General features: G+C 53.0%; 18 protein-coding genes, 1 tRNA gene and 1 rRNA gene. 2 read left to right on the top strand and 18 right to left on the bottom strand.

The annotated features are described in order from the left end of the window. Window positions 1-27: 27 nt before the first annotated feature. Both B3511_RS18550 and rrf read left to right on the top strand, forming a co-directional pair. A tRNA-Thr gene (locus tag B3511_RS18550) sits at window positions 28-103 on the top strand. 39 nt (window positions 104-142) lie between these two features. Beyond that, window positions 143-258: ribosomal RNA gene (gene rrf / locus B3511_RS18555) — 5S ribosomal RNA — on the top strand. A 119-nt stretch (window positions 259-377) separates the two neighbouring features. On the opposite strand, the gene B3511_RS18560 is transcribed toward rrf, so the two are convergent. The 18 genes from B3511_RS18560 to B3511_RS18645 all read right to left on the bottom strand — a co-directional run bounded on the left by B3511_RS18560 (window position 378) and on the right by B3511_RS18645 (window position 17,725). Next, the gene (locus tag B3511_RS18560) at window positions 378-1,136 is read right to left on the bottom strand and encodes an amino acid ABC transporter ATP-binding protein (RefSeq protein WP_040073810.1); all 759 of its coding nucleotides are present in this window, start codon (window positions 1,134-1,136) and stop codon (window positions 378-380) included. Window positions 1,137-1,143: 7 nt separating this feature from the next. Continuing rightward, window positions 1,144-2,247, bottom strand: coding sequence for an amino acid ABC transporter permease (locus B3511_RS18565; protein ID WP_286791478.1), 1,104 nt, complete (start codon window positions 2,245-2,247; stop codon window positions 1,144-1,146). Window positions 2,248-2,256: 9 nt separating this feature from the next. After that, window positions 2,257-3,438, bottom strand: coding sequence for an amino acid ABC transporter permease (locus tag B3511_RS18570; protein WP_286787656.1), 1,182 nt, complete (start codon window positions 3,436-3,438; stop codon window positions 2,257-2,259). 66 nt (window positions 3,439-3,504) lie between these two features. Continuing rightward, on the bottom strand, window positions 3,505-4,530 hold the full coding sequence (locus B3511_RS18575) for an amino acid ABC transporter substrate-binding protein (protein ID WP_207292493.1): 1,026 nt from the start codon (window positions 4,528-4,530) through the stop codon (window positions 3,505-3,507). Window positions 4,531-4,976: 446 nt separating this feature from the next. Further along, window positions 4,977-5,198 (bottom strand): lipoprotein, encoded by a 222-nt coding sequence (locus B3511_RS18580; RefSeq protein ID WP_040073814.1) that lies wholly within the window; start codon window positions 5,196-5,198, stop codon window positions 4,977-4,979. 394 nt (window positions 5,199-5,592) lie between these two features. After that, entirely contained in the window at window positions 5,593-7,668 is a 2,076-nt protein-coding gene (locus B3511_RS18585; RefSeq protein WP_286787659.1) for a putative bifunctional diguanylate cyclase/phosphodiesterase, read from the bottom strand. A 156-nt stretch (window positions 7,669-7,824) separates the two neighbouring features. After that, on the bottom strand, window positions 7,825-7,989 hold the full coding sequence (locus B3511_RS18590; protein ID WP_040073816.1) for a DUF2556 family protein: 165 nt from the start codon (window positions 7,987-7,989) through the stop codon (window positions 7,825-7,827). Window positions 7,990-8,188: 199 nt separating this feature from the next. Next, window positions 8,189-8,485, bottom strand: a complete 297-nt coding sequence (gene fis / locus B3511_RS18595) for a DNA-binding transcriptional regulator Fis (protein WP_000462905.1) — start codon at window positions 8,483-8,485, stop codon at window positions 8,189-8,191. Between the two features lie 23 nt (window positions 8,486-8,508). After that, on the bottom strand, window positions 8,509-9,474 hold the full coding sequence (gene dusB, locus B3511_RS18600) for a tRNA dihydrouridine synthase DusB (RefSeq protein ID WP_040073817.1): 966 nt from the start codon (window positions 9,472-9,474) through the stop codon (window positions 8,509-8,511). 376 nt (window positions 9,475-9,850) lie between these two features. Further along, complete coding sequence (gene prmA / locus B3511_RS18605; RefSeq protein WP_286790048.1) at window positions 9,851-10,732, bottom strand: 50S ribosomal protein L11 methyltransferase; 882 nt, start codon at window positions 10,730-10,732, stop codon at window positions 9,851-9,853. Between the two features lie 11 nt (window positions 10,733-10,743). Then, complete coding sequence (gene panF / locus B3511_RS18610; protein ID WP_046885748.1) at window positions 10,744-12,195, bottom strand: sodium/pantothenate symporter; 1,452 nt, start codon at window positions 12,193-12,195, stop codon at window positions 10,744-10,746. Beyond that, window positions 12,185-12,427 carry a YhdT family protein gene (locus B3511_RS18615; protein WP_006178860.1) on the bottom strand — a complete coding sequence of 81 codons (243 nt, stop codon included), beginning with the start codon at window positions 12,425-12,427 and terminating at the stop codon, window positions 12,185-12,187. The genes panF and B3511_RS18615 overlap by 11 nt, the downstream gene beginning before the upstream one ends. Window positions 12,428-12,536: 109 nt before the next feature. Further along, window positions 12,537-13,886 carry an acetyl-CoA carboxylase biotin carboxylase subunit gene (gene accC / locus B3511_RS18620; protein WP_006178859.1) on the bottom strand — a complete coding sequence of 450 codons (1,350 nt, stop codon included), beginning with the start codon at window positions 13,884-13,886 and terminating at the stop codon, window positions 12,537-12,539. A gap of 10 nt (window positions 13,887-13,896) precedes the next feature. Continuing rightward, the gene (gene accB / locus B3511_RS18625) at window positions 13,897-14,364 is read right to left on the bottom strand and encodes an acetyl-CoA carboxylase biotin carboxyl carrier protein (RefSeq protein WP_046885749.1); all 468 of its coding nucleotides are present in this window, start codon (window positions 14,362-14,364) and stop codon (window positions 13,897-13,899) included. 21 nt (window positions 14,365-14,385) lie between these two features. Further along, window positions 14,386-14,838: a type II 3-dehydroquinate dehydratase gene (gene aroQ, locus B3511_RS18630; protein WP_046885750.1), complete on the bottom strand. Its 453-nt coding sequence runs from the start codon at window positions 14,836-14,838 to the stop codon at window positions 14,386-14,388. Window positions 14,839-15,072: 234 nt separating this feature from the next. Continuing rightward, on the bottom strand, window positions 15,073-15,672 hold the full coding sequence (msrQ, locus tag B3511_RS18635) for a protein-methionine-sulfoxide reductase heme-binding subunit MsrQ (protein ID WP_046885751.1): 600 nt from the start codon (window positions 15,670-15,672) through the stop codon (window positions 15,073-15,075). Continuing rightward, window positions 15,672-16,673: a protein-methionine-sulfoxide reductase catalytic subunit MsrP gene (gene msrP, locus B3511_RS18640; protein WP_286790049.1), complete on the bottom strand. Its 1,002-nt coding sequence runs from the start codon at window positions 16,671-16,673 to the stop codon at window positions 15,672-15,674. Before msrP ends, msrQ begins: the two co-directional genes overlap by 1 nt. 77 nt (window positions 16,674-16,750) lie before the next feature. Continuing rightward, window positions 16,751-17,725, bottom strand: a complete 975-nt coding sequence (locus B3511_RS18645; protein WP_046885752.1) for an MDR family oxidoreductase — start codon at window positions 17,723-17,725, stop codon at window positions 16,751-16,753. Window positions 17,726-17,846: the final 121 nt, after the last annotated feature.

The raw sequence follows: 17,846 nt of genomic DNA on the forward strand, positions 1-17,846 counted from the left end.
GGAACTGCCAGGCATCAAATTTAGCGTGCTGATATGGCTCAGTTGGTAGAGCGCACCCTTGGTAAGGGTGAGGTCCCCAGTTCGACTCTGGGTATCAGCACCACTTTATTCGGATAAAGTTCGGCACATTGTAAAGAATTTGTCTGGCGGCTTTAGCGCGGTGGTCCCACCTGACCCCATGCCGAACTCAGAAGTGAAACGCCGTAGCGCCGATGGTAGTGTGGGGTCTCCCCATGCGAGAGTAGGGAACTGCCAGACATCAAATAAAACAAAAGGCCCCGTCTAACGACGGGGCCTTTTGTTTATGCATTATTGAATCAGCCATGAATAAGAGAGGCCATCCTGACGGATGGCCTCTCTTATATTGGTATAAAGCGTTAATGGATTACTTGCGACAAGAAGGCGCGGGTACGTTCTGATTTCGGATGCGCAAAGAACTCATCCGGTGGCGCCTGCTCAACAATTTCACCACGATCCATAAAAATCACTCGGTCTGCTACCGTTCTGGCAAAACCCATCTCATGTGTAACGCATAACATCGTCATGCCGGATTGCGCCAGGCCAATCATGGTGTCCAGCACCTCTTTAACCATCTCCGGGTCCAGAGCAGATGTGGGTTCATCAAAAAGCATGATTTTCGGTTTCATACAGAGCGAGCGCGCAATTGCCACGCGCTGCTGCTGCCCGCCGGAGATCTGGCCCGGAAATTTGTGGGCATGCTCGGCGATACGTACACGTTCCAGATAGTGCATCGCCAACGCCTCGGCCTCCTTTTTCGGCATTTTGCGTACCCAGATGGGGGCCAGCGTGCAGTTCTGCAGAACAGTCAAATGGGGGAAAAGGTTAAAGTGCTGAAACACCATGCCTACTTCCTGACGGACACGTTCGACATTGCGAATATCTTCATTCAGCTCAATTCCATCCACCACAATCCGGCCCTGTTGATGCTCCTCCAGGTGATTAATGCAGCGAATCGTTGTTGATTTACCAGAGCCGGATGGCCCGCAAAGTACAATACGTTCCCCCTGTTTAACCTTCAGGTTAATATCCTTTAGCACGTGAAACTGCCCATACCATTTGTTCACATTTTCCAGCGTAATCATCGCGTCAGCGGGTGACATAGTAATCGGGTTCATAATTTCCTCAGTGCGGTGTACGCCCGGTGTTAAAGCGCTTTTCCAGATGCTGGCTATAGCGCGACATGCTAAAACAGAAGATCCAATATATAAGTGCTGCGAAAACATAGCCTTCGGTCGACATTCCCAGCCATGCGGGGTCAACCGTAGCCTGCTGCACGCTGCTGAAAAGATCGAACAACCCGATGATGATCACCAGGCTCGTATCTTTAAAAAGCGCGATGATGGTGTTAACCAGCCCAGGTATTACCAGCTTGAGCGCCTGGGGCAGAATGACTAAGCCCTGTGTTTTCCAGTACCCCAGGGCAAGTGACTCCGCTGCTTCATACTGGCCTTTTGGTAGAGCCTGCAACCCACCGCGGACCACTTCGGCAACATAGGCTGACTGGAACAGAACGACCCCCACCAGGGCGCGGATCAATTTGTCGATGGTCGTTCCTTCTGCCATAAACAGCGGCAACATGACCGAAGACATAAACAAAACGGTAATGAGCGGTACACCACGCCAAAACTCGATGAAGATAACGGAGAGGATACGCACCACTGGCATGGTTGAACGACGGCCCAGCGCCAGTAAAATACCGAGCGGTAGCGCGCCGGCGATCCCGACAGAGGCGATGATTAATGTTAACGTCAGCCCGCCCCACTGGCGTGTTTCCACGCGGTCCAGCCCCAGCCATCCGCCATACAGCAACCACCAGACTAAAATGGGATATACCACTGCCCAGCATGCGATGTACCGTCCCCGACGGGGGAGCTGTTTTATGAACATCGGCACAATGGAACACAGCCCAATGATTAAGGCGATGTTGATCCGCCAGCGCTGGTCGTGCGGATAGAGCCCGTACATAAACTGGCCGAAACGTTGATGAATAAATACCCAACATGCTCCCTCTTTAGTGCAATCTGCGCGAGTGGTGCCCAGCCAGTTAGCCTGTAAGAAAGCCCAGTTCAGCAAGGGGGGGATCAACGTCCACATTAGCCATAAACAGAAGAGAGTGAGCAGGCTGTTACTCCACGAGGAGAACAGATTCTTTCGTGCCCAGGCGATAAAACGCCAGCTTCCGATGCTGGACGAACGCGGGGCGTGAGACAGTACGGCTTTAGTCATCATGGCTCCTTAGCGCTCAACCAGCGCGATGCGGCGGTTATAGAGGTTCATCAACAGTGAAATTGTCAGACTGATAATCAGATAGACAGACATGGTGATGGCGATAGTCTCGATAGCCTGGCCAGTCTGGTTCAACACGGTTCCGGCGAACAGTGACACCATATCGGGATAGCCGATAGCGGCAGCCAGCGAGGAGTTTTTAACAATGTTGAGATACTGGCTAGTCAGCGGGGGAATAATCACTCGCATCGCCTGGGGGATGATGACCTGGCGTAGCGTTACCGGGTTAGGTATACCCAGAGAGCGGGCGGCTTCGTGCTGACCATAAGGAACGGCCTGAATTCCGGCGCGAATAATCTCGGCAATAAAGGCAGAGGTATAAATGGATAATGCCAGCGTCAGTGCCGCCAGTTCAGGAATTAACACCATTCCACCGCGGAAATTGAACCCGCGTAGTGCTGGGACGTCCCAGTGTAACGCTGGGCCAAATATCCAGTGCGTCAGAATCGGCAGAACAATAAGCAGTCCCAGAGTGACAGGCCAGGTGCGTCGTAACTGACCGGTTTTTATCTGACACGCGCGGTTATAGCGAAACAACCCAATGGAAATGGCAGCCACAATAACCAGCGCGGCGATAAATGGCAGTAAACCTTCGGCCATCTGCGGTGAGGGGATATACAACCCGCGGTTGCTTAAGAAGGCGAGCTCGAACGCATTAACAGCCTGCCGGGGGCCGGGCAGATTACGTAGTACAGCAAAGTACCAGAAAAAGATCTGCAACAGAGGGGGAATATTACGGAACGTCTCAATATAGATCGTCGAGATTTTACGCAGGAGCCAGTTATCGGACAGACGCGCCAGGCCCAGAAAAAAACCCAGGATGGAAGCAAACACAATACAAAGCGCTGAGACCAGCAGCGTATTGAGCAGGCCTACAAGGAAAACGCGGCCGTAAGTGTCGCCCTCATCGTAATCAATCAAATGTTGGACAATACCGAACCCCGCACCACGGTCCAGAAAGGCGAAGCCCGAAGTAATACCCCGATTGCTCAGGTTAGTAACGGTGTTATGAATCAGATAGATCGCGATGGCCAGTACAGCAAGAATGGCAAGGATTTGAAACAGCCATGCGCGAACTGCAGGATGAGAAAAAGAGAGCGCGCCTTTGACGGCTGAGCGGCGATGAAACATAGAAACCTCGGTAACCATGACTCTGGGCTGGGCACTGCCGCAGCAGTGCCCGTTACAGCAAAATGCTTAACGTACCGGCGGTGCGTATTGAATGCCGCCATTGTTCCAGAGGTTGTTCTGGCCACGCTTGATCTTCAGCGCGCTCTCCGATCCTACGTTGCGCTCGAAGATCTCCGAGTAGTTGCCCACCTTTTTAATGATGTTGTAGGCCCACTTGTTATCAAGCTTCAAATCTTTGCCGTAATCACCCTCTTTACCCAGCAGGTGAGCCATATCGGGAGTAGAAGGATTCGCGGCTTTTTCATCGACGTTTTTCGAGTTAATGCCCATCTCTTCTGCATTAAGCATGGCAAACAGCGTCCAGCGCACAATAGCGTTCCACTCATCATCACCTCGACGTACGACCGGACCCAGCGGCTCTTTTGAGATCACCTCCGGCAGAACAATCCATTCAGCCGGGTTGCTCAGTTTAATACGCAGGGCATACAGCTGAGATTGGTCAGAGGCCAGGGTATCGCAACGGCCAGACTCGAGCGCTTTAGCAGATTCGTCGGAGCGGTCAAACGTGACGGGGGTATAGTTCATCTTATTAGACTTGAAGTAATCGGCCACGTTCAGCTCAGTATCTGTACCTGCCTGAATACAGACTGTGGCACCATCCAGCTCTTTCGCGCTCTTCAGCCCCGCTTTATTGTGAGTCAGAAAGCCGATACCGTCGTAATAGGTTACGCCAGTAAATGTCATACCCATTCCTGCATCACGGGAGGAGGTCCAGGTGGTATTACGTGAAAGCAGATCCACTTCGCCGGATTGCAATGCGGTAAAACGCTCTTTCGCCGTCAGCGGGGTATATTTCACTTTTGTATCATCGCCAAACACAGCCGCGGCGACCCCACGGCAAACATCCACATCAATACCTGAGAATTTACCGCTGGCATCGGCATAAGAGAAGCCAGGTAACCCGTCACTGATCCCACACTGAACGAACCCTTTTTTCTTCACGGCATCCAGAGTTGCCCCCGCGTGAGCCTGGTTAGCGACTACGAGCATGACCGCAACGGCGGCCAGACTGGCTATCATCGTTTTTTTCATATTGCATCCTGTGTGGCGAGAATTATCGTTATAGTGAAGCGCTTATATACGCTTTAACCTGTCTGTGGCTATGGCCAACGTTTTCTAAGCAAACGCAATGCCAGTTTTCGCATTCAACGCAATTAACGAATACGCGATGCGTAATGCTGAGTGTAGACAGCAATAATTATTTCGAGCGCCCTGAAATGGTGCGAAATGACAACCTGCGCCACAATTTAGAGCAAAAGTTTGAATAAAACGTGATGAGGAAATAAAGTGATTTCTAAGGTGAATATTGGCAGGCGAGTTAATTTAAATAACTTGTGAATAGCATCACGCGGTTATTCTGATAAAAGATAAATAAGGCAAAAAAGATGTGAGCAAGAACTAAATATTAATTAACGCAAATGCGTAGCGGAAATTAGACGGGAAAAGCTAAAGCGCGGACAGCTGTCCGCGCTTCAGGATTATTTCGTCAGAGCAACGATACCCAGCGTCAGCCCGGCGAGAGCCGCGGCACCACCTGCGATCGCGCCAGCCGTTTCCCAGTTATCCTGAGTGGTTCCTTTCATGCAGGTGTTGGTGTGAACCAATCTGCCCTGGTCGTCATAGACCGGAACGCAGGGTGAATCATGTGCACAACCCGCGAGGAGTGCAGTAAGCAGGGCAACTGAAATGAATCTTTTCATGATCTTACCTCAAAATTAATTCTTACTTTACGATGCCATCAGCAAGTATTCCGCAAAGCAGGAGGCCATTTTACCATCGGTTTAAAGGGGCCATACAGGATGATTAATCTCAAATTATTTGGATTGTAAACTTCGTGGAGAAAAAGGGACTGCGGGGGCTTAATAATGGAGAGATTAGGGAGACACAATATCTGCTCTGGGCGAGCCTGATTTATTAACTGGCTAATCTATTAATTAATCTAAACAATGTTCTGTGACATTAAAGAGGTCCGCGACATGCTCGCAAAGGTAAATTTTGACGTGTCAGCAATCTGTCGCAAAGCACACTATCACCGGGACTGAGTTAAATACGGGTCGCATTAAGGCGCCTTAGCGTGGCGCCTGTCGTTTAATGCTACGTAGAGAGCAGGGCTTGGGGATCGTGGCATAGCGAGGCAATGGTCTGCGGCGAGACAGGCCGTCCAAGCAGATAACCCTGCAATGTATTGCACCCCAGTTCGGTTAAGAACTCTTGCTGCTGGGGAGTCTCTACGCCTTCTGCCACCACCTTCAGATTAAGCGTTTTGGCCAACGCAACGATGGCCGAAACGATAGTTGCATCGTTACTCTCACCGCTGAGCTCTTTTACAAAGGCGCGGTCGATTTTGAGTTCACAGGCGGGCAAACGTTTTAAATAAAGCAGGCTGGAGTAGCCGGTGCCAAAATCGTCAATCGAGGCTTTTACCCCCGCCTGCGTCAGCTCGGTGAGTACCCTTACGCTCTCCTCCGGATTATTCATCGCCGTGGTTTCTGTCACTTCCAGAATCAGGGTATGCGGTGGAATATGATGCCGCGCAAGGCTGTTCATCACCGTCTCTACCAGCTGCGGTTGTTCAAATTGCAGCGTAGAAAGATTAACGGCCACCGACCACGTCTCGTGGCCTTGCAAATGCCACTCACGGAGCTGGCGGCAGGCCTCATCGATAACCCAGTTGCCGATAGGAATGATAAGCCCGCTCTTTTCGGCGAGCGGCAGGAACAGGTCAGGTGAAAGCAGCCCGTCTACAGGATGATGCCAGCGCAGCAGGGCTTCAAAGCCGACCACGGGCCCCACTGGAGCCTTGAACTTAGGCTGATATACCAGTTTTAGCTCGTCACGTTCCAGCGCCATCCAGAGATCGTTCATCAGCTGGAGCTGTTTTTGCGCCAGGGTATTCATCGATGGCTGGAAGAAGTGATAGCCGTTACGACCCATATGCTTGGTGTGATACATCGCGGCATCGGCATTGAACATCAATTCACGGGAGTTTTTACCATCGTGAGGGTAAAGGGCAATCCCGATACTGAGGGTCACATTCAGCTCATGAAGATCCAGGCTAAAGGGTTTATCGATAACATGAACCAGCGAGCTGGCCAGCGTCGCGGCATCGTCCGGGGCTTCGATCTCCGCGAGCAGGACAAACTCATCGCCACCAATACGCGCCAGTGTATATTGGCCTTTCAGCGGTTGCTTCATCCGCTCAGTGGCTGCGATCAGCAGTTTATCCCCGGCATCATGTCCCCAGGCATCGTTGACGGCTTTAAAGCCATCCAGATCCATAAACAGCAGGGCAAATGTCCGCCCTTCGCGATCGGCTTTGCTGATTGCCTGATCGAGACGGTCTTCAAGTAATACGCGATTAGGTAAACGGGTCAGGGTATCGTGTAACGCCAGCTGGGCCAGCTCACGGTTAGCCTCCGCCAGCGATGACGCCAACAGAGCGGTGCGAGCCTGTAATCTGGCATCAAACATCGATACCAGCAGAGTAATACCGAGAATAGAAAGCGCCACAACGCTCACCAGCACGGCCAGCCAGCTGCCGTTCACCCCCTGGTGCTGCATATGCATCTGAACAGGGAACTGCGCGGCCATCATGCCAGTAAAGTGCATGCCGGCGATGGCGAGTCCCATCAGGATCGCCGCGCCAGCGCGCATGAGTGCAACCTGTGCGGCATCATGACGTAATCGGAAAGTGAGCCACAACGCCGCCAGCGAAGCGAGCATTGCAATCGCGACCGAGAGCACCACCCAGCGTATATTCCAGACGATTGCCGGTTCGACCTGAAGCGCCGCCATACCGGTATAGTGCATCGCTACAATCCCGGTACCCAGAATGAGCGCCCCCAGGAACAGTCGACGTAAGCGCAGTTGCTGCCGGCTGACGAACCAAAGGGCAAAGATCGATGCGCCAATAGCAATCAGCATTGAAACCAGCGTCACGAGCAGGTCATAGTTCATGCGCATCGAGACATCCATCGCCAGCATGCCGATAAAGTGCATGGCCCAGATCCCAATGCCCATAGCAACGCCGCCACCGGTCAGCCAGACGCGGGCTGCGGTTCCGGTACTGCCAGCCACCCGGCCGGCCATGTTCAGCGCAGTGTAAGATGCGAGGATGGCAACAACAAAAGAGATAACCACAAGGACTTGGTCGTAATGACTAACCAGCATGATCACTTCTACTCATACATAGTGAGGTATTAGGTTATACCGGGTAAGAAGGGGGGGAGACATTATCATCCAATGGATACGCCTGAAAGGGTTTTAAGTCCGTACTTTTTTAGCGGGAATGCCGTGAGTTCGTCTCTTTTCACTGCATTTGGATGATTATTCCAAATCTGAACAGTTAATCAATTTAAGTGGATTAACGGAATCCATATTGCGGCACTTGTCAGTTTCCGTAGACATCATCTCGATCCACTGCATTAAAAGTGCATCAAAAAGAAAAATGGTGATTGCGAAGACAACGAGCCACCCATACTTACGGATCATGCGGATTTTTCCGGGAATAATTGACAAGAGTGCAGGAAATATACACGAAAAATAGCGGCTGAGAAGAGGGGAAGTCAGGCTTTACGTTTCTGCAGAGAAGAGGGGGATTGTCCGTCATATTTTGCGTGCGCGAGGCATAAAAAAGGCGCTTCCCCATGCCGAGTAGCGCCTTTTTAAACAAGCATTTAGCTAATCGAAATTAGTTCATGCCGTATTTTTTCAGTTTCTTACGCAGAGTACCACGGTTGATACCCATCATCAGCGCAGCGCGGGTTTGGTTACCGCGGGTGTATTGCATCACCATGTCCAACAGTGGCTGTTCAACTTCAGCCAGTACCAGCTCATACAGGTCATTAACATCCTGACCGTTCAGTTGAGCAAAATAGTTCTTCAGTGCCTGTTTAACCGAGTCACGCAGGGGCTTTTGGGTTACCTGGTCCTGAGAGTTAACGGTAGAAACGGTCAGTACGTCAGAATTTACGCGTTGTTCGAACATAGTTCTGTCAGCTCTTTATTTCATTACGCAAGATTTTCGAAGTATGCCTCCAACGCCTCCAGCTGTTCGCTGGCATCCTCTATGGCGTTGAATGTGCGCCGAAACTGGTCATCTGGAGCGTGCTCCTGGAGATACCAGGAGACGTGTTTACGCGCAATTCGGTACCCTTTTGCCTGACCATAATGGTCGTGCAGTTCCCGAATGTGCGAACAAAGCAAGCGCTTAACCTCTGCCAGAGGCAGCGGGGCAAGCAGCTCCCCAGTGTCCAGATAATGCTGGATTTCCCGAAAGATCCAGGGTCTTCCCTGAGCGGCACGTCCTATCATCAGAGCATCAGCTCCCGTATAGTCGAGCACAGCTCTGGCTTTAAGCGGGTCAGTAATGTCGCCATTCGCGATAATCGGAATGGAAACCTTCTGCTTGACTGCCCGAATACTGCTGTATTCAGCTTCACCATTGAACAAACAGGCGCGTGTGCGTCCATGAATTGTCAGGGCCTGAATGCCACAGTCTTCGGCCAGTTGGGCAATCTCTACACAGTTACGGTGTTCCGGCGACCAACCCGTGCGAATCTTCAACGTAACAGGAACGTCCACCGCGCTGACAACCGCCGTCAGGATGGACTTCACCTGGTCGGGGTATTGCAGAAGGGCTGAACCTGCAAGCTTGCGATTCACTTTCTTGGCCGGGCAACCCATATTGATATCAATAATCTGGGCGCCACTTTCCACGTTGATACGCGCGGCATCTGCCATCTCTTCAGGCACGCTTCCGGCAATTTGCACGGTGCGGATACCTGGTTCATCAATGTGCACCATCCGAAGACGAGACTTATCGCTTTCCCAAACCTGCGGGTTAGACGACATCATCTCGGATACGGTTAAACCGGCTCCCATCTCGTAACACAGCGTCCTGAACGGCCGGTCGGTAATACCTGCCATAGGGGCTGCAATCAGGCGATTTCTGAGCTGGTGGTGTCCGATGCGCATGAGTTAAGAAATGACCATACTGTGACTGCAAGGCGGCGTATATTACGCATTTTTTGCACGAGATGAAAGGCCAAACTTTGAACAATCACCTGTTGCAGATCATGGAATCCGGAGCGAAGCATAACGAAAAGAATTATATGCGATATAAATCATTAGCTTAACAGAATAAGGTGATTTTATAGCCGCTTACAATTTCCCAAAACTTCTCGTTTTTTCTTAATCAATGAAACCCAAAACCGAATAATCTGCTGTTTTTAGCAGCAGATTTTTCCAGTTCTTTGCGATCTGAGTCGCATTTTAGAACATGATCGCAGTCGGGGAGTTGCCTGTTTTTTGACCGACCTAACAGTTTGAAAAACAGGCGCTCGCATCGTTTTTACTTTTTGCGACCCGTGATACGACACCACTCTTCTTTCTCGACCACAGGATCAAGCGCGAACAGCTCGGTGTAGGCTTCGCAAACACTCTCCGCCTGGCTGGCAAGGATACCTGAAAGTCCCAGCAGACCGCCCTCAAGCGGCAGCACGCTGATTAACGGAGCCAGCTCGCGTAACGGGCCCGCCAGGATGTTAGCCACCACGACATCGGCTTTCATGGAAGCTGGCTGGTCTTGCGGCAGATAGAGCTCAAGGCGATCGGAGACGCCGTTACGCTCAGCATTATCGCGGCTGGCCTGGATAGCCTGGGGATCGATGTCGATCCCGATCGCTTTGGCTGCACCCAGCTTCAGCGCTGCGATGGCCAGGATCCCCGAGCCGCAGCCAAAGTCGATCACGGTCTTGCCTTCCAGATCCAGCCCGTCCAGCCACTGCAGGCACAGCGACGTGGTAGGGTGTGTGCCTGTACCAAATGCCAGACCCGGATCGAGCATCACGTTCACCGCGTTTTCATCGGGAACGTCACGCCAGCTCGGGCAGATCCACAGGCGTTTACCGAACTGCATTGGATGGAAGTTATCCATCCACTCGCGTTCCCAGTCTTTGTCTTCGATCTGCTCGATCTTATGTACAAAACCTGCACCCAGAAGCGGGTGGTTTTCCAGAATCGCGACAACCTCGTTCATGTCGGTTTCGGCATCGAACAGGCCGATAACGTCGGTGTCGCCCCACAGGCGGGTTTCACCCGGAAGCGGCTCGAAAACCGGCGTATCATGCGTGTCCTGGAAGGTGATGGAAACCGAGCCGGCCTCCATCAGCGCATCGCTCAGCTCTTCGGCATTCGCGCCGGTTGTATTCAGTTTCAGTTGGATCCACGGCATGGCAAAACTCTTTATTTATCAGTAGAAATCATAGCGGGCTGTGGGACGGGTTGACCAAAACGGTTCCCCACCACAAACGCCAGTAAGCTTAACAGTAACGAAGGCACAATCGGATGGAAGCCCAGGTACTGAATATTAAACGTCGCAAGAACGGCGTACAGCACGCCGCCGACAATCATAGCGCTCAGTGCGCCTGCGGCATTGGCTCGCTCCCAGTAAAGCCCCAGCACCAGCGGCCACAGAAAGACCGCCTCAAGCCCGCCGAACGCGAGCAGGTTGAGCCAGATGATCATCTCCGGCGGACGCCAGGCGGCCAGCAGCAGCAATGCCCCTAACAGCAGCGTAATCACGGCTGACATCCGCTTCAGGCGTCGCTCGTTTTCGACCTGCTCCGGGCGCAGGTTCAGATAGAGGTCTTTAATGATCGTAGCGGAACTTTGCAGGAGCTGAGCATTGATCGTCGACATAATGGCGGCCATAGGCGCGGCGAGGAATATCCCGGCGGCAAAAGGTGGAAGCACTTTGACCATCAGCGTTGGGATCACCAAATCGGGGACCGTCAGGTCCGGGATCACCGCGCGGCCTAACGCGCCTGCCAGGTGCATACCAAACATCAGGATCGCCACAACGATGGTGCCGATGATGATGCCTCTGTGCACCGCTTTGCTGTCTTTATAAGAGATGCATCGCACCGCGGTATGCGGCAGGCCAATCACCCCAAAGCACACCAGCACCCAGAACGAGGTCATAAACGTTGGGGAGAGGATATCGTCCGCGCCCTGCGGCGAGACCAGTTTCGGGTCGATCGCTTCCAGGGTTTCCACGGCATGGCTCAGTCCGCCTGCCGCATGAACAATGCCCACCAGTAGAACGATAGTGCCAATAAGCATCACCATCCCCTGCATCGTATCGTTCAGCACGCTGGCACGGAACCCGCCAAAGGCGGTGTACAGCGCAATACTCACCCCGAAGATGATAAGGCCCGTCTCATAGGGGATCCCCGCTGCCGTCTCCAGCAAACGCGCACCGCCGATAAACTGTACCGTCATCGCACCAATAAAGGCGACCAGCAGGCTCAGGCTTGCGAGCCACACCAGCAGACGGCTCTGATAGCGCGCAAACAGCATATCGTTGAGCGTCACGGCGTTATAGCGGCGAGCCAGAATGGCAAATTTTTTGCCAAGAATACCTAAAGAGAGCCAGACGGCAGGCAGCTGGATCATCGCCAGTAGCACCCAGCCTAACCCGTATTTATAGGCGGCACCGGGACCACCGATAAACGAGCTGGCGCTGATATAGGTGGCGGTAAGCGTCATGGCCAGCACAACGCCGCCCATCGAGCGGCTACCGAGAAAATACTCATTCAGGAAGGTGCCGGTGGTCCTTTTACGCATCGCATAAACGGACAAACCAAACACCACTAACAGGTAAGCGATAAGCGGCAGAATGACTTCAGGCTGCATCATCGTCCTCCAGCGGAATATCGCGATAAATGAATTTCACCATTGCCCAGCACAGCAGGATAAAGACCAGCGGCACCAGCAGACACGCCATCTCAAACCAGTGAGGCAGGCCGGTAATGCCAATGGCTGAGTCAGGTAAGTAAGCGGTTACTAACCAGGCGGCGAGATAGAGAAGGGTTAGCCACAATGCCCAACGGGCTTCTTTATGGGCCTGAACAAAACGCTTGTCCATTTTTTGTCCCTTGTGGATGAAGAAAGCGGGGATTGTACATGATGGGGCATAGCTCCCCCCAGAAATAAAAAAAGGCCGGATTAACCGGCCTTTTCGCGTTGCTGCAAACTTACTTCTCGTTCAGACCGAGTTTCTTCTCCAGATAGTGGATGTTAGTTCCACCATTCTGGAAGTGCTCGTCGCTCATGATGCGCATCTGCAGATCAACGTTGGTTTTGATACCATCGATAATCAGCTCCTGCAGGGCGTTCTTCATGCGGGCAATCGCCACGTCACGGTTCTCGCCGTAGCAGATGAGTTTACCGATCATTGAGTCATAGTACGGCGGTACGGTGTAACCGGCGTAAATATGAGACTCCCAGCGCACACCAAAGCCACCCGGCGCGTGGAAACGCGTGATTTTACCCGGGCTTGGCAGGAAGGTGTTCGGGTCTTCGGCGTTGATACGGCATTCTACCGCATGGCCTTTGACCACAACTTCGTCCTGTTTGATGGACAGAGGCTGGCCGGCAGCGATACGCAGCTGCTCTTTGATCAGGTCAACGCCGGTGATCATTTCGGTAACCGGGTGTTCAACCTGAATACGGGTGTTCATCTCAATGAAGTAGAACTCGCCGTTTTCGAACAGGAACTCGAAAGTACCCGCGCCGCGATAGCCGATATCCACACAGGCCTTGGAGCAACGCTCGCCGATGTAGCGACGCAGTTCCGGGGTAATGCCCGGCGCTGGCGCTTCTTCGACCACTTTCTGGTGACGACGCTGCATGGAGCAGTCGCGTTCTGCCAGATAGATGGCGTTACCCTGACCGTCAGCCAACACCTGAATTTCGATGTGGCGTGGGTTTTCCAGGTACTTTTCCATGTAAACCATGTCATTGCTGAAAGCCGCTTTCGCTTCCGCTTTTGTCATGGCAATGGACTGGGCCAGTTCTGCATCGCTGCGCACAACGCGCATACCACGACCGCCGCCGCCGCCGGACGCCTTGATGATCACCGGGTAGCCAATGCGTTTTGCATGGGCACGGTTAACATCCATATCGTCACCCAGCGGGCCGTCGGAGCCTGGTACAGTTGGAACACCGGCTTTCTTCATTGCGGTGATCGCAGACACTTTGTCGCCCATCAGACGAATGGTGTCGGCTTTCGGGCCGATGAAGATAAAGCCAGAGCGTTCAACCTGCTCGGCAAAGTTGGCGTTCTCAGAGAGGAAGCCGTAACCCGGATGAATTGCCACCGCGCCGGTGATTTCAGCGGCGCTGATGATAGCCGGGATGTTCAGATAGCTTTTTACGGACGGAGCCGGGCCAATACAGACCGTCTCATCCGCCAGCAATACGTGTTTTAAATCGCGATCCGCGCTTGAGTGCACGGCCACGGTCTTGATGCCCAGTTCTTTACAGGCACGAAGAATACGCAGTGCAATCTCGCCACGGTTGGCGATAACAATTTTATCCAGCATGTTCGCCTCGTTACTCGATGACGACCAGCGGCTCGTCAAATTCTACCGGCTGACCACTTTCGACCAGAATCGCTTTCACAGTACCTGACTTGTCTGCTTCGATCTGGTTCATCATTTTCATGGCTTCGACGATGCACAGGGTATCGCCAGCATTGACTTTCTGACCCACTTCGATGAACGCTTTCGCGTCCGGGCTCGGGGTGCGGTAGAAAGTACCAACCATTGGGGAACGTACGATGTGACCACTGATTTCTGCGGCTGCGGCAGGTGCAGCTTCTGCTGCTGGCGCAACGGCTGAGGCAAGCGCAGGCTGCTGCTGCATCATTGGTGCTGCATAAGCTTGCTGCATTACCGGGAAGCTAGCGGCTGGGGCTGCACGGCTGATGCGTACAGACTCTTCGCCTTCAGAAATTTCCAGTTCGGAGATGCCTGATTCTTCAACCAGCTCGATCAGTTTTTTAATCTTACGAATATCCATGAGTGGGTTCCGTACTCTTGTTTAGTGTGATTGTGACAGGCGTTTTACCGCTGTCTGTAAAGCGTATGAATAACCGTCTGCACCCAGTCCACAGATAACGCCTGCGGCGATATCCGACAGGTAGGAATGGTGGCGGAACGGTTCTCGGGCATGCACGTTACTCAGATGGATCTCGATAAACGGGATACTCACCGCAAGCAGTGCGTCGCGGATAGCAACACTGGTGTGCGTAAACGCGGCCGGATTGATCAGGATATAGTCCACATTGTCTTTAGCCTGATGAATACGGTCGATGATTGCGTACTCCGCATTTGACTGAAAATGATCCAAATCCACATCTAATGACGCTGCTTCCGTACCCAGACGGTTAACAATTTCATTCAATGTTAGCGTGCCATACTTCTCTGGCTCACGGGTTCCGAGCATGTTCAGGTTCGGTCCGTTAAGAACTAAGATTTGAAATTTACCAGCCATTATGCCGCTATCTCCTGCGAATCTCGGGTAAAAAACAAAATATACCTTCGATGCGCGATTGTCACCCTTTCAGAGGTCCAAAACCTCTGTCAGGAAAACCAAAGTCGCACATTATAACGATTTCGTAGCATTTGGCAGCTAAATACTGGTCTTATCAGGGAAGATTATCAACCGCAAACCCAAAAAGATTCACGGATGATAAGTATTCTGCGGGAAAACGCACAGTTTCGCGAACTATCGCAACCACTGGCGGAACTTCTTATAACGCCACGCCAGCAGGCCCAACGCCAGCAACGCATAGATGATGGGCTGCGGCGAGAGAATTTTCACCGACCACAGGTAATGAATGGGGGCGAGGATCGCAACAAGATAGACGAAGTTGTGCAAATACTGCCACCGTCGGCCCAGTTTTCGCTGGGCATACTGCGTCGAGGTGAGCGTCAGCGCCAGCAGAATCAGCCAGCTTACAATGCCCAGCGTCAGGTAAGGGCGTGTTACCAGTTCGCGGCCCAGTAGCGACAAATTGTTAATCCCCAGCTCAAGCAGCGCATAGCTAGTGAGATGGATTGTCGCCCAGGCAAAACACCATAGCCCTAACAGACGACGGGTGCGTATCAATAATGGCTGTTTAGCGTAACGCGCCAGCGGTGAGACCAGCAAGGTTGCCAGTAAAAATTTCAGAGCCATCCTACCCGTAAAATGCTGGATATCTTTCGCCGGGTCGGCGCTGAACGCGCCAGCATTCACTGCCCAGAACAGCCATATAAAAGGAAGCGCTCCGGCAAGATGCAGGGCGACCTTCAGCCAGGTAATCTGTTTTGCCGTCAGCCGCACTAGAAATTCTCCCGGAGATCGAGGCCGCGATAGAGCGATGCCACCTGATCGGCATAGCCATTGAAGAGCAGTGTAGGCTGGCGTTTCACATCCAGCGCACCGCCGGAGCCGATAAAACGTTCAGTAGCCTGCGACCAGCGAGGGTGGTCCACATGCGGGTTCACGTTGGCATAAAAACCATATTCATCGGACGCGGCGAGGTTCCAGGTGGTCGGCGGACGTTCACGGGTCAGCTTAATGCTGACGATAGATTTAATCCCTTTAAATCCATACTTCCACGGCACGGTCAGGCGAACAGGGGCACCATTTTGCGGGGGCAGCGCTTTGCCATATACCCCAACGGTCAATAGCGTGAGAGGATGCATCGCTTCGTCAAGACGCAGGCCCTCTACATAGGGATATTGCAGCCCGCCGCCGATAAAACGATCTTTTTGGCCAGGCATCTGCTCAGGGGAGTAAAGCGTCTGGAAGGCGACATATTTTGCATTGCTGGTCGGCTCTACCATCGCCAGCAGTTTGTGAAGCGGAAAACCGATCCACGGCACCACCATCGACCAGGCTTCTACGCAACGCATACGATAGATGCGCTCCTCCAGCGGAAAGCGGGTGGTGAGGTCATGGTGATCCAGCGTTAAAGGTTTCGCGACTTCACCGTCAATAGTTAACGTCCAGGGATCGGTCTTCATACTGCCGGCATTGGCCGCAGGATCGGCCTTATCCAGGCCAAACTCATAGAAGTTGTTATAGCCGGTGACCTTATCTTCCGGCGTCAGGGCCAGTTTGCTCTGCCATTGATCGGGTCTGGAGAACGTTAGTGGCTTACCGGCAAGGGCTTTCGGACGATCATTGCCTTTGAACCAGTCGAGCAGATCGGCGTGAGCCGAGGGGGTAAGGGTGAGTGCAGTGGCGCTGATGCCAAGCATTTTCAGGATCTGGCGGCGCTGGAGCATAAAAGCCGATTCAGCAGTTACATCGGCTTCCGTCAGTTTTTTCATTTTCATGGCATCCTCCGTCATGCGATGAAGTAAGCATGACGGAGGAGTGAGGTTAATGCGAATATGTCACGAAAAATTGAAGATTAGGCGATTTTAACCAGCGTACGACCCTGGGCCTGGTTGGCGATAATCTTCGCGGCATATTCTGCCGCCTGCTCAAGGCCAATCTGGGTTGCACTCTGGGCAAAGAACGCTTCCGGCAAATCGCGAACCAGCCGCGCCCATGCTTCGGTACGGCGAGCGGCGGGCGTCATAACGGAATCTACCCCCTGCAAACGCACGTTGCGCAGAATAAATGGCATCACCGTGGTGGGCAGTGCAAAGCCGCCCGCCAGACCGCAGGCCGCCACGCAGCCGCCGTAGTTCATCTGAGCCAGCACTTTCGCCAGCACTTTATCGCCGACGGTATCCACCGCACCGGCCCAGAGCTGTTTTTCCAGCGGACGGGTTTCAGCGAATTCGTCGCGGCCCAGAATGCGGCTCGCCCCCAGCTTGCGCAGATAATCATGGGTGCTTTCGCGACCAGAGACCGCCGCGACCTGATAGCCGAGCTTATGTAACAGTGCGACCGCGGTGCTTCCTACGCCGCCGCTGGCGCCGGTCACCACGATTTCGCCCGATTGCGGCGTAACACCCGCCTCTTCGAGCGCCATAACGCAGAGCATGGCGGTGAAGCCGGCGGTGCCGATGATCATGGCTTTACGGCCATCAAGGCCTTTCGGCATAGGAACCAGCCAGTCGCCCTTCACGCGAGCCTGAGCGGCGAGGCCACCCCAGTGATTTTCGCCAACGCCCCAGCCGGTCAGCAGCACCTGCTGCCCGGCATGGAAGCGAGGATCTTCACTGGTATGAACGCGACCCGCAAAGTCGATACCCGGAACCATGGGGAAGTTTCGGATAATTTTACCCGCGCCAGTAATGGCGAGCGCGTCTTTGTAGTTCAGGCTCGACCAGTCAATATCAACGGTCACGTCGCCTTCAGGCAGTCGGCTCTCTTCGATGGCTTGCACTGTGGCAAGCGTTTTGCCGTCCTGCTGTTCTAAGATCAAAGCCTGCATACAGGTTCCTTACTAAGCATGATGATGGGAAAATAATTTCTGAAGACTATACTCGCACAGTGAAACGCGATGCCGATTTAACGCAATAAATTGCCAGAAACACCAGGTTTGGTAGTATGCC

This window comes from Leclercia sp. UBA1284, assembly GCF_002308415.1.
In the GTDB taxonomy this organism is placed as follows: domain Bacteria; phylum Pseudomonadota; class Gammaproteobacteria; order Enterobacterales; family Enterobacteriaceae; genus Enterobacter; species Enterobacter pneumoniae.

Bases quoted from the DNA above. Each gene is read 5' to 3' on its own strand.
- B3511_RS18560 (WP_040073810.1), bottom strand. From the start codon at position 1,136: ATGAACCCGATTACTATGTCACCCGCTGACGCGATGATTACGCTGGAA.
- B3511_RS18565 (WP_286791478.1), bottom strand. From the start codon at position 2,247: ATGACTAAAGCCGTACTGTCTCACGCCCCGCGTTCGTCCAGCATCGGA.
- B3511_RS18570 (WP_286787656.1), bottom strand. From the start codon at position 3,438: ATGTTTCATCGCCGCTCAGCCGTCAAAGGCGCGCTCTCTTTTTCTCAT.
- B3511_RS18575 (WP_207292493.1), bottom strand. From the start codon at position 4,530: ATGAAAAAAACGATGATAGCCAGTCTGGCCGCCGTTGCGGTCATGCTC.
- B3511_RS18580 (WP_040073814.1), bottom strand. From the start codon at position 5,198: ATGAAAAGATTCATTTCAGTTGCCCTGCTTACTGCACTCCTCGCGGGT.
- B3511_RS18585 (WP_286787659.1), bottom strand. From the start codon at position 7,668: ATGCTGGTTAGTCATTACGACCAAGTCCTTGTGGTTATCTCTTTTGTT.
- B3511_RS18590 (WP_040073816.1), bottom strand. From the start codon at position 7,989: ATGATCCGTAAGTATGGGTGGCTCGTTGTCTTCGCAATCACCATTTTT.
- fis (WP_000462905.1), bottom strand. From the start codon at position 8,485: ATGTTCGAACAACGCGTAAATTCTGACGTACTGACCGTTTCTACCGTT.
- dusB (WP_040073817.1), bottom strand. From the start codon at position 9,474: ATGCGCATCGGACACCACCAGCTCAGAAATCGCCTGATTGCAGCCCCT.
- prmA (WP_286790048.1), bottom strand. From the start codon at position 10,732: ATGCCGTGGATCCAACTGAAACTGAATACAACCGGCGCGAATGCCGAA.
- panF (WP_046885748.1), bottom strand. From the start codon at position 12,195: ATGCAGCCTGAAGTCATTCTGCCGCTTATCGCTTACCTGTTAGTGGTG.
- B3511_RS18615 (WP_006178860.1), bottom strand. From the start codon at position 12,427: ATGGACAAGCGTTTTGTTCAGGCCCATAAAGAAGCCCGTTGGGCATTG.
- accC (WP_006178859.1), bottom strand. From the start codon at position 13,886: ATGCTGGATAAAATTGTTATCGCCAACCGTGGCGAGATTGCACTGCGT.
- accB (WP_046885749.1), bottom strand. From the start codon at position 14,364: ATGGATATTCGTAAGATTAAAAAACTGATCGAGCTGGTTGAAGAATCA.
- aroQ (WP_046885750.1), bottom strand. From the start codon at position 14,838: ATGGCTGGTAAATTTCAAATCTTAGTTCTTAACGGACCGAACCTGAAC.
- msrP (WP_286790049.1), bottom strand. From the start codon at position 16,673: ATGAAAATGAAAAAACTGACGGAAGCCGATGTAACTGCTGAATCGGCT.
- B3511_RS18645 (WP_046885752.1), bottom strand. From the start codon at position 17,725: ATGCAGGCTTTGATCTTAGAACAGCAGGACGGCAAAACGCTTGCCACA.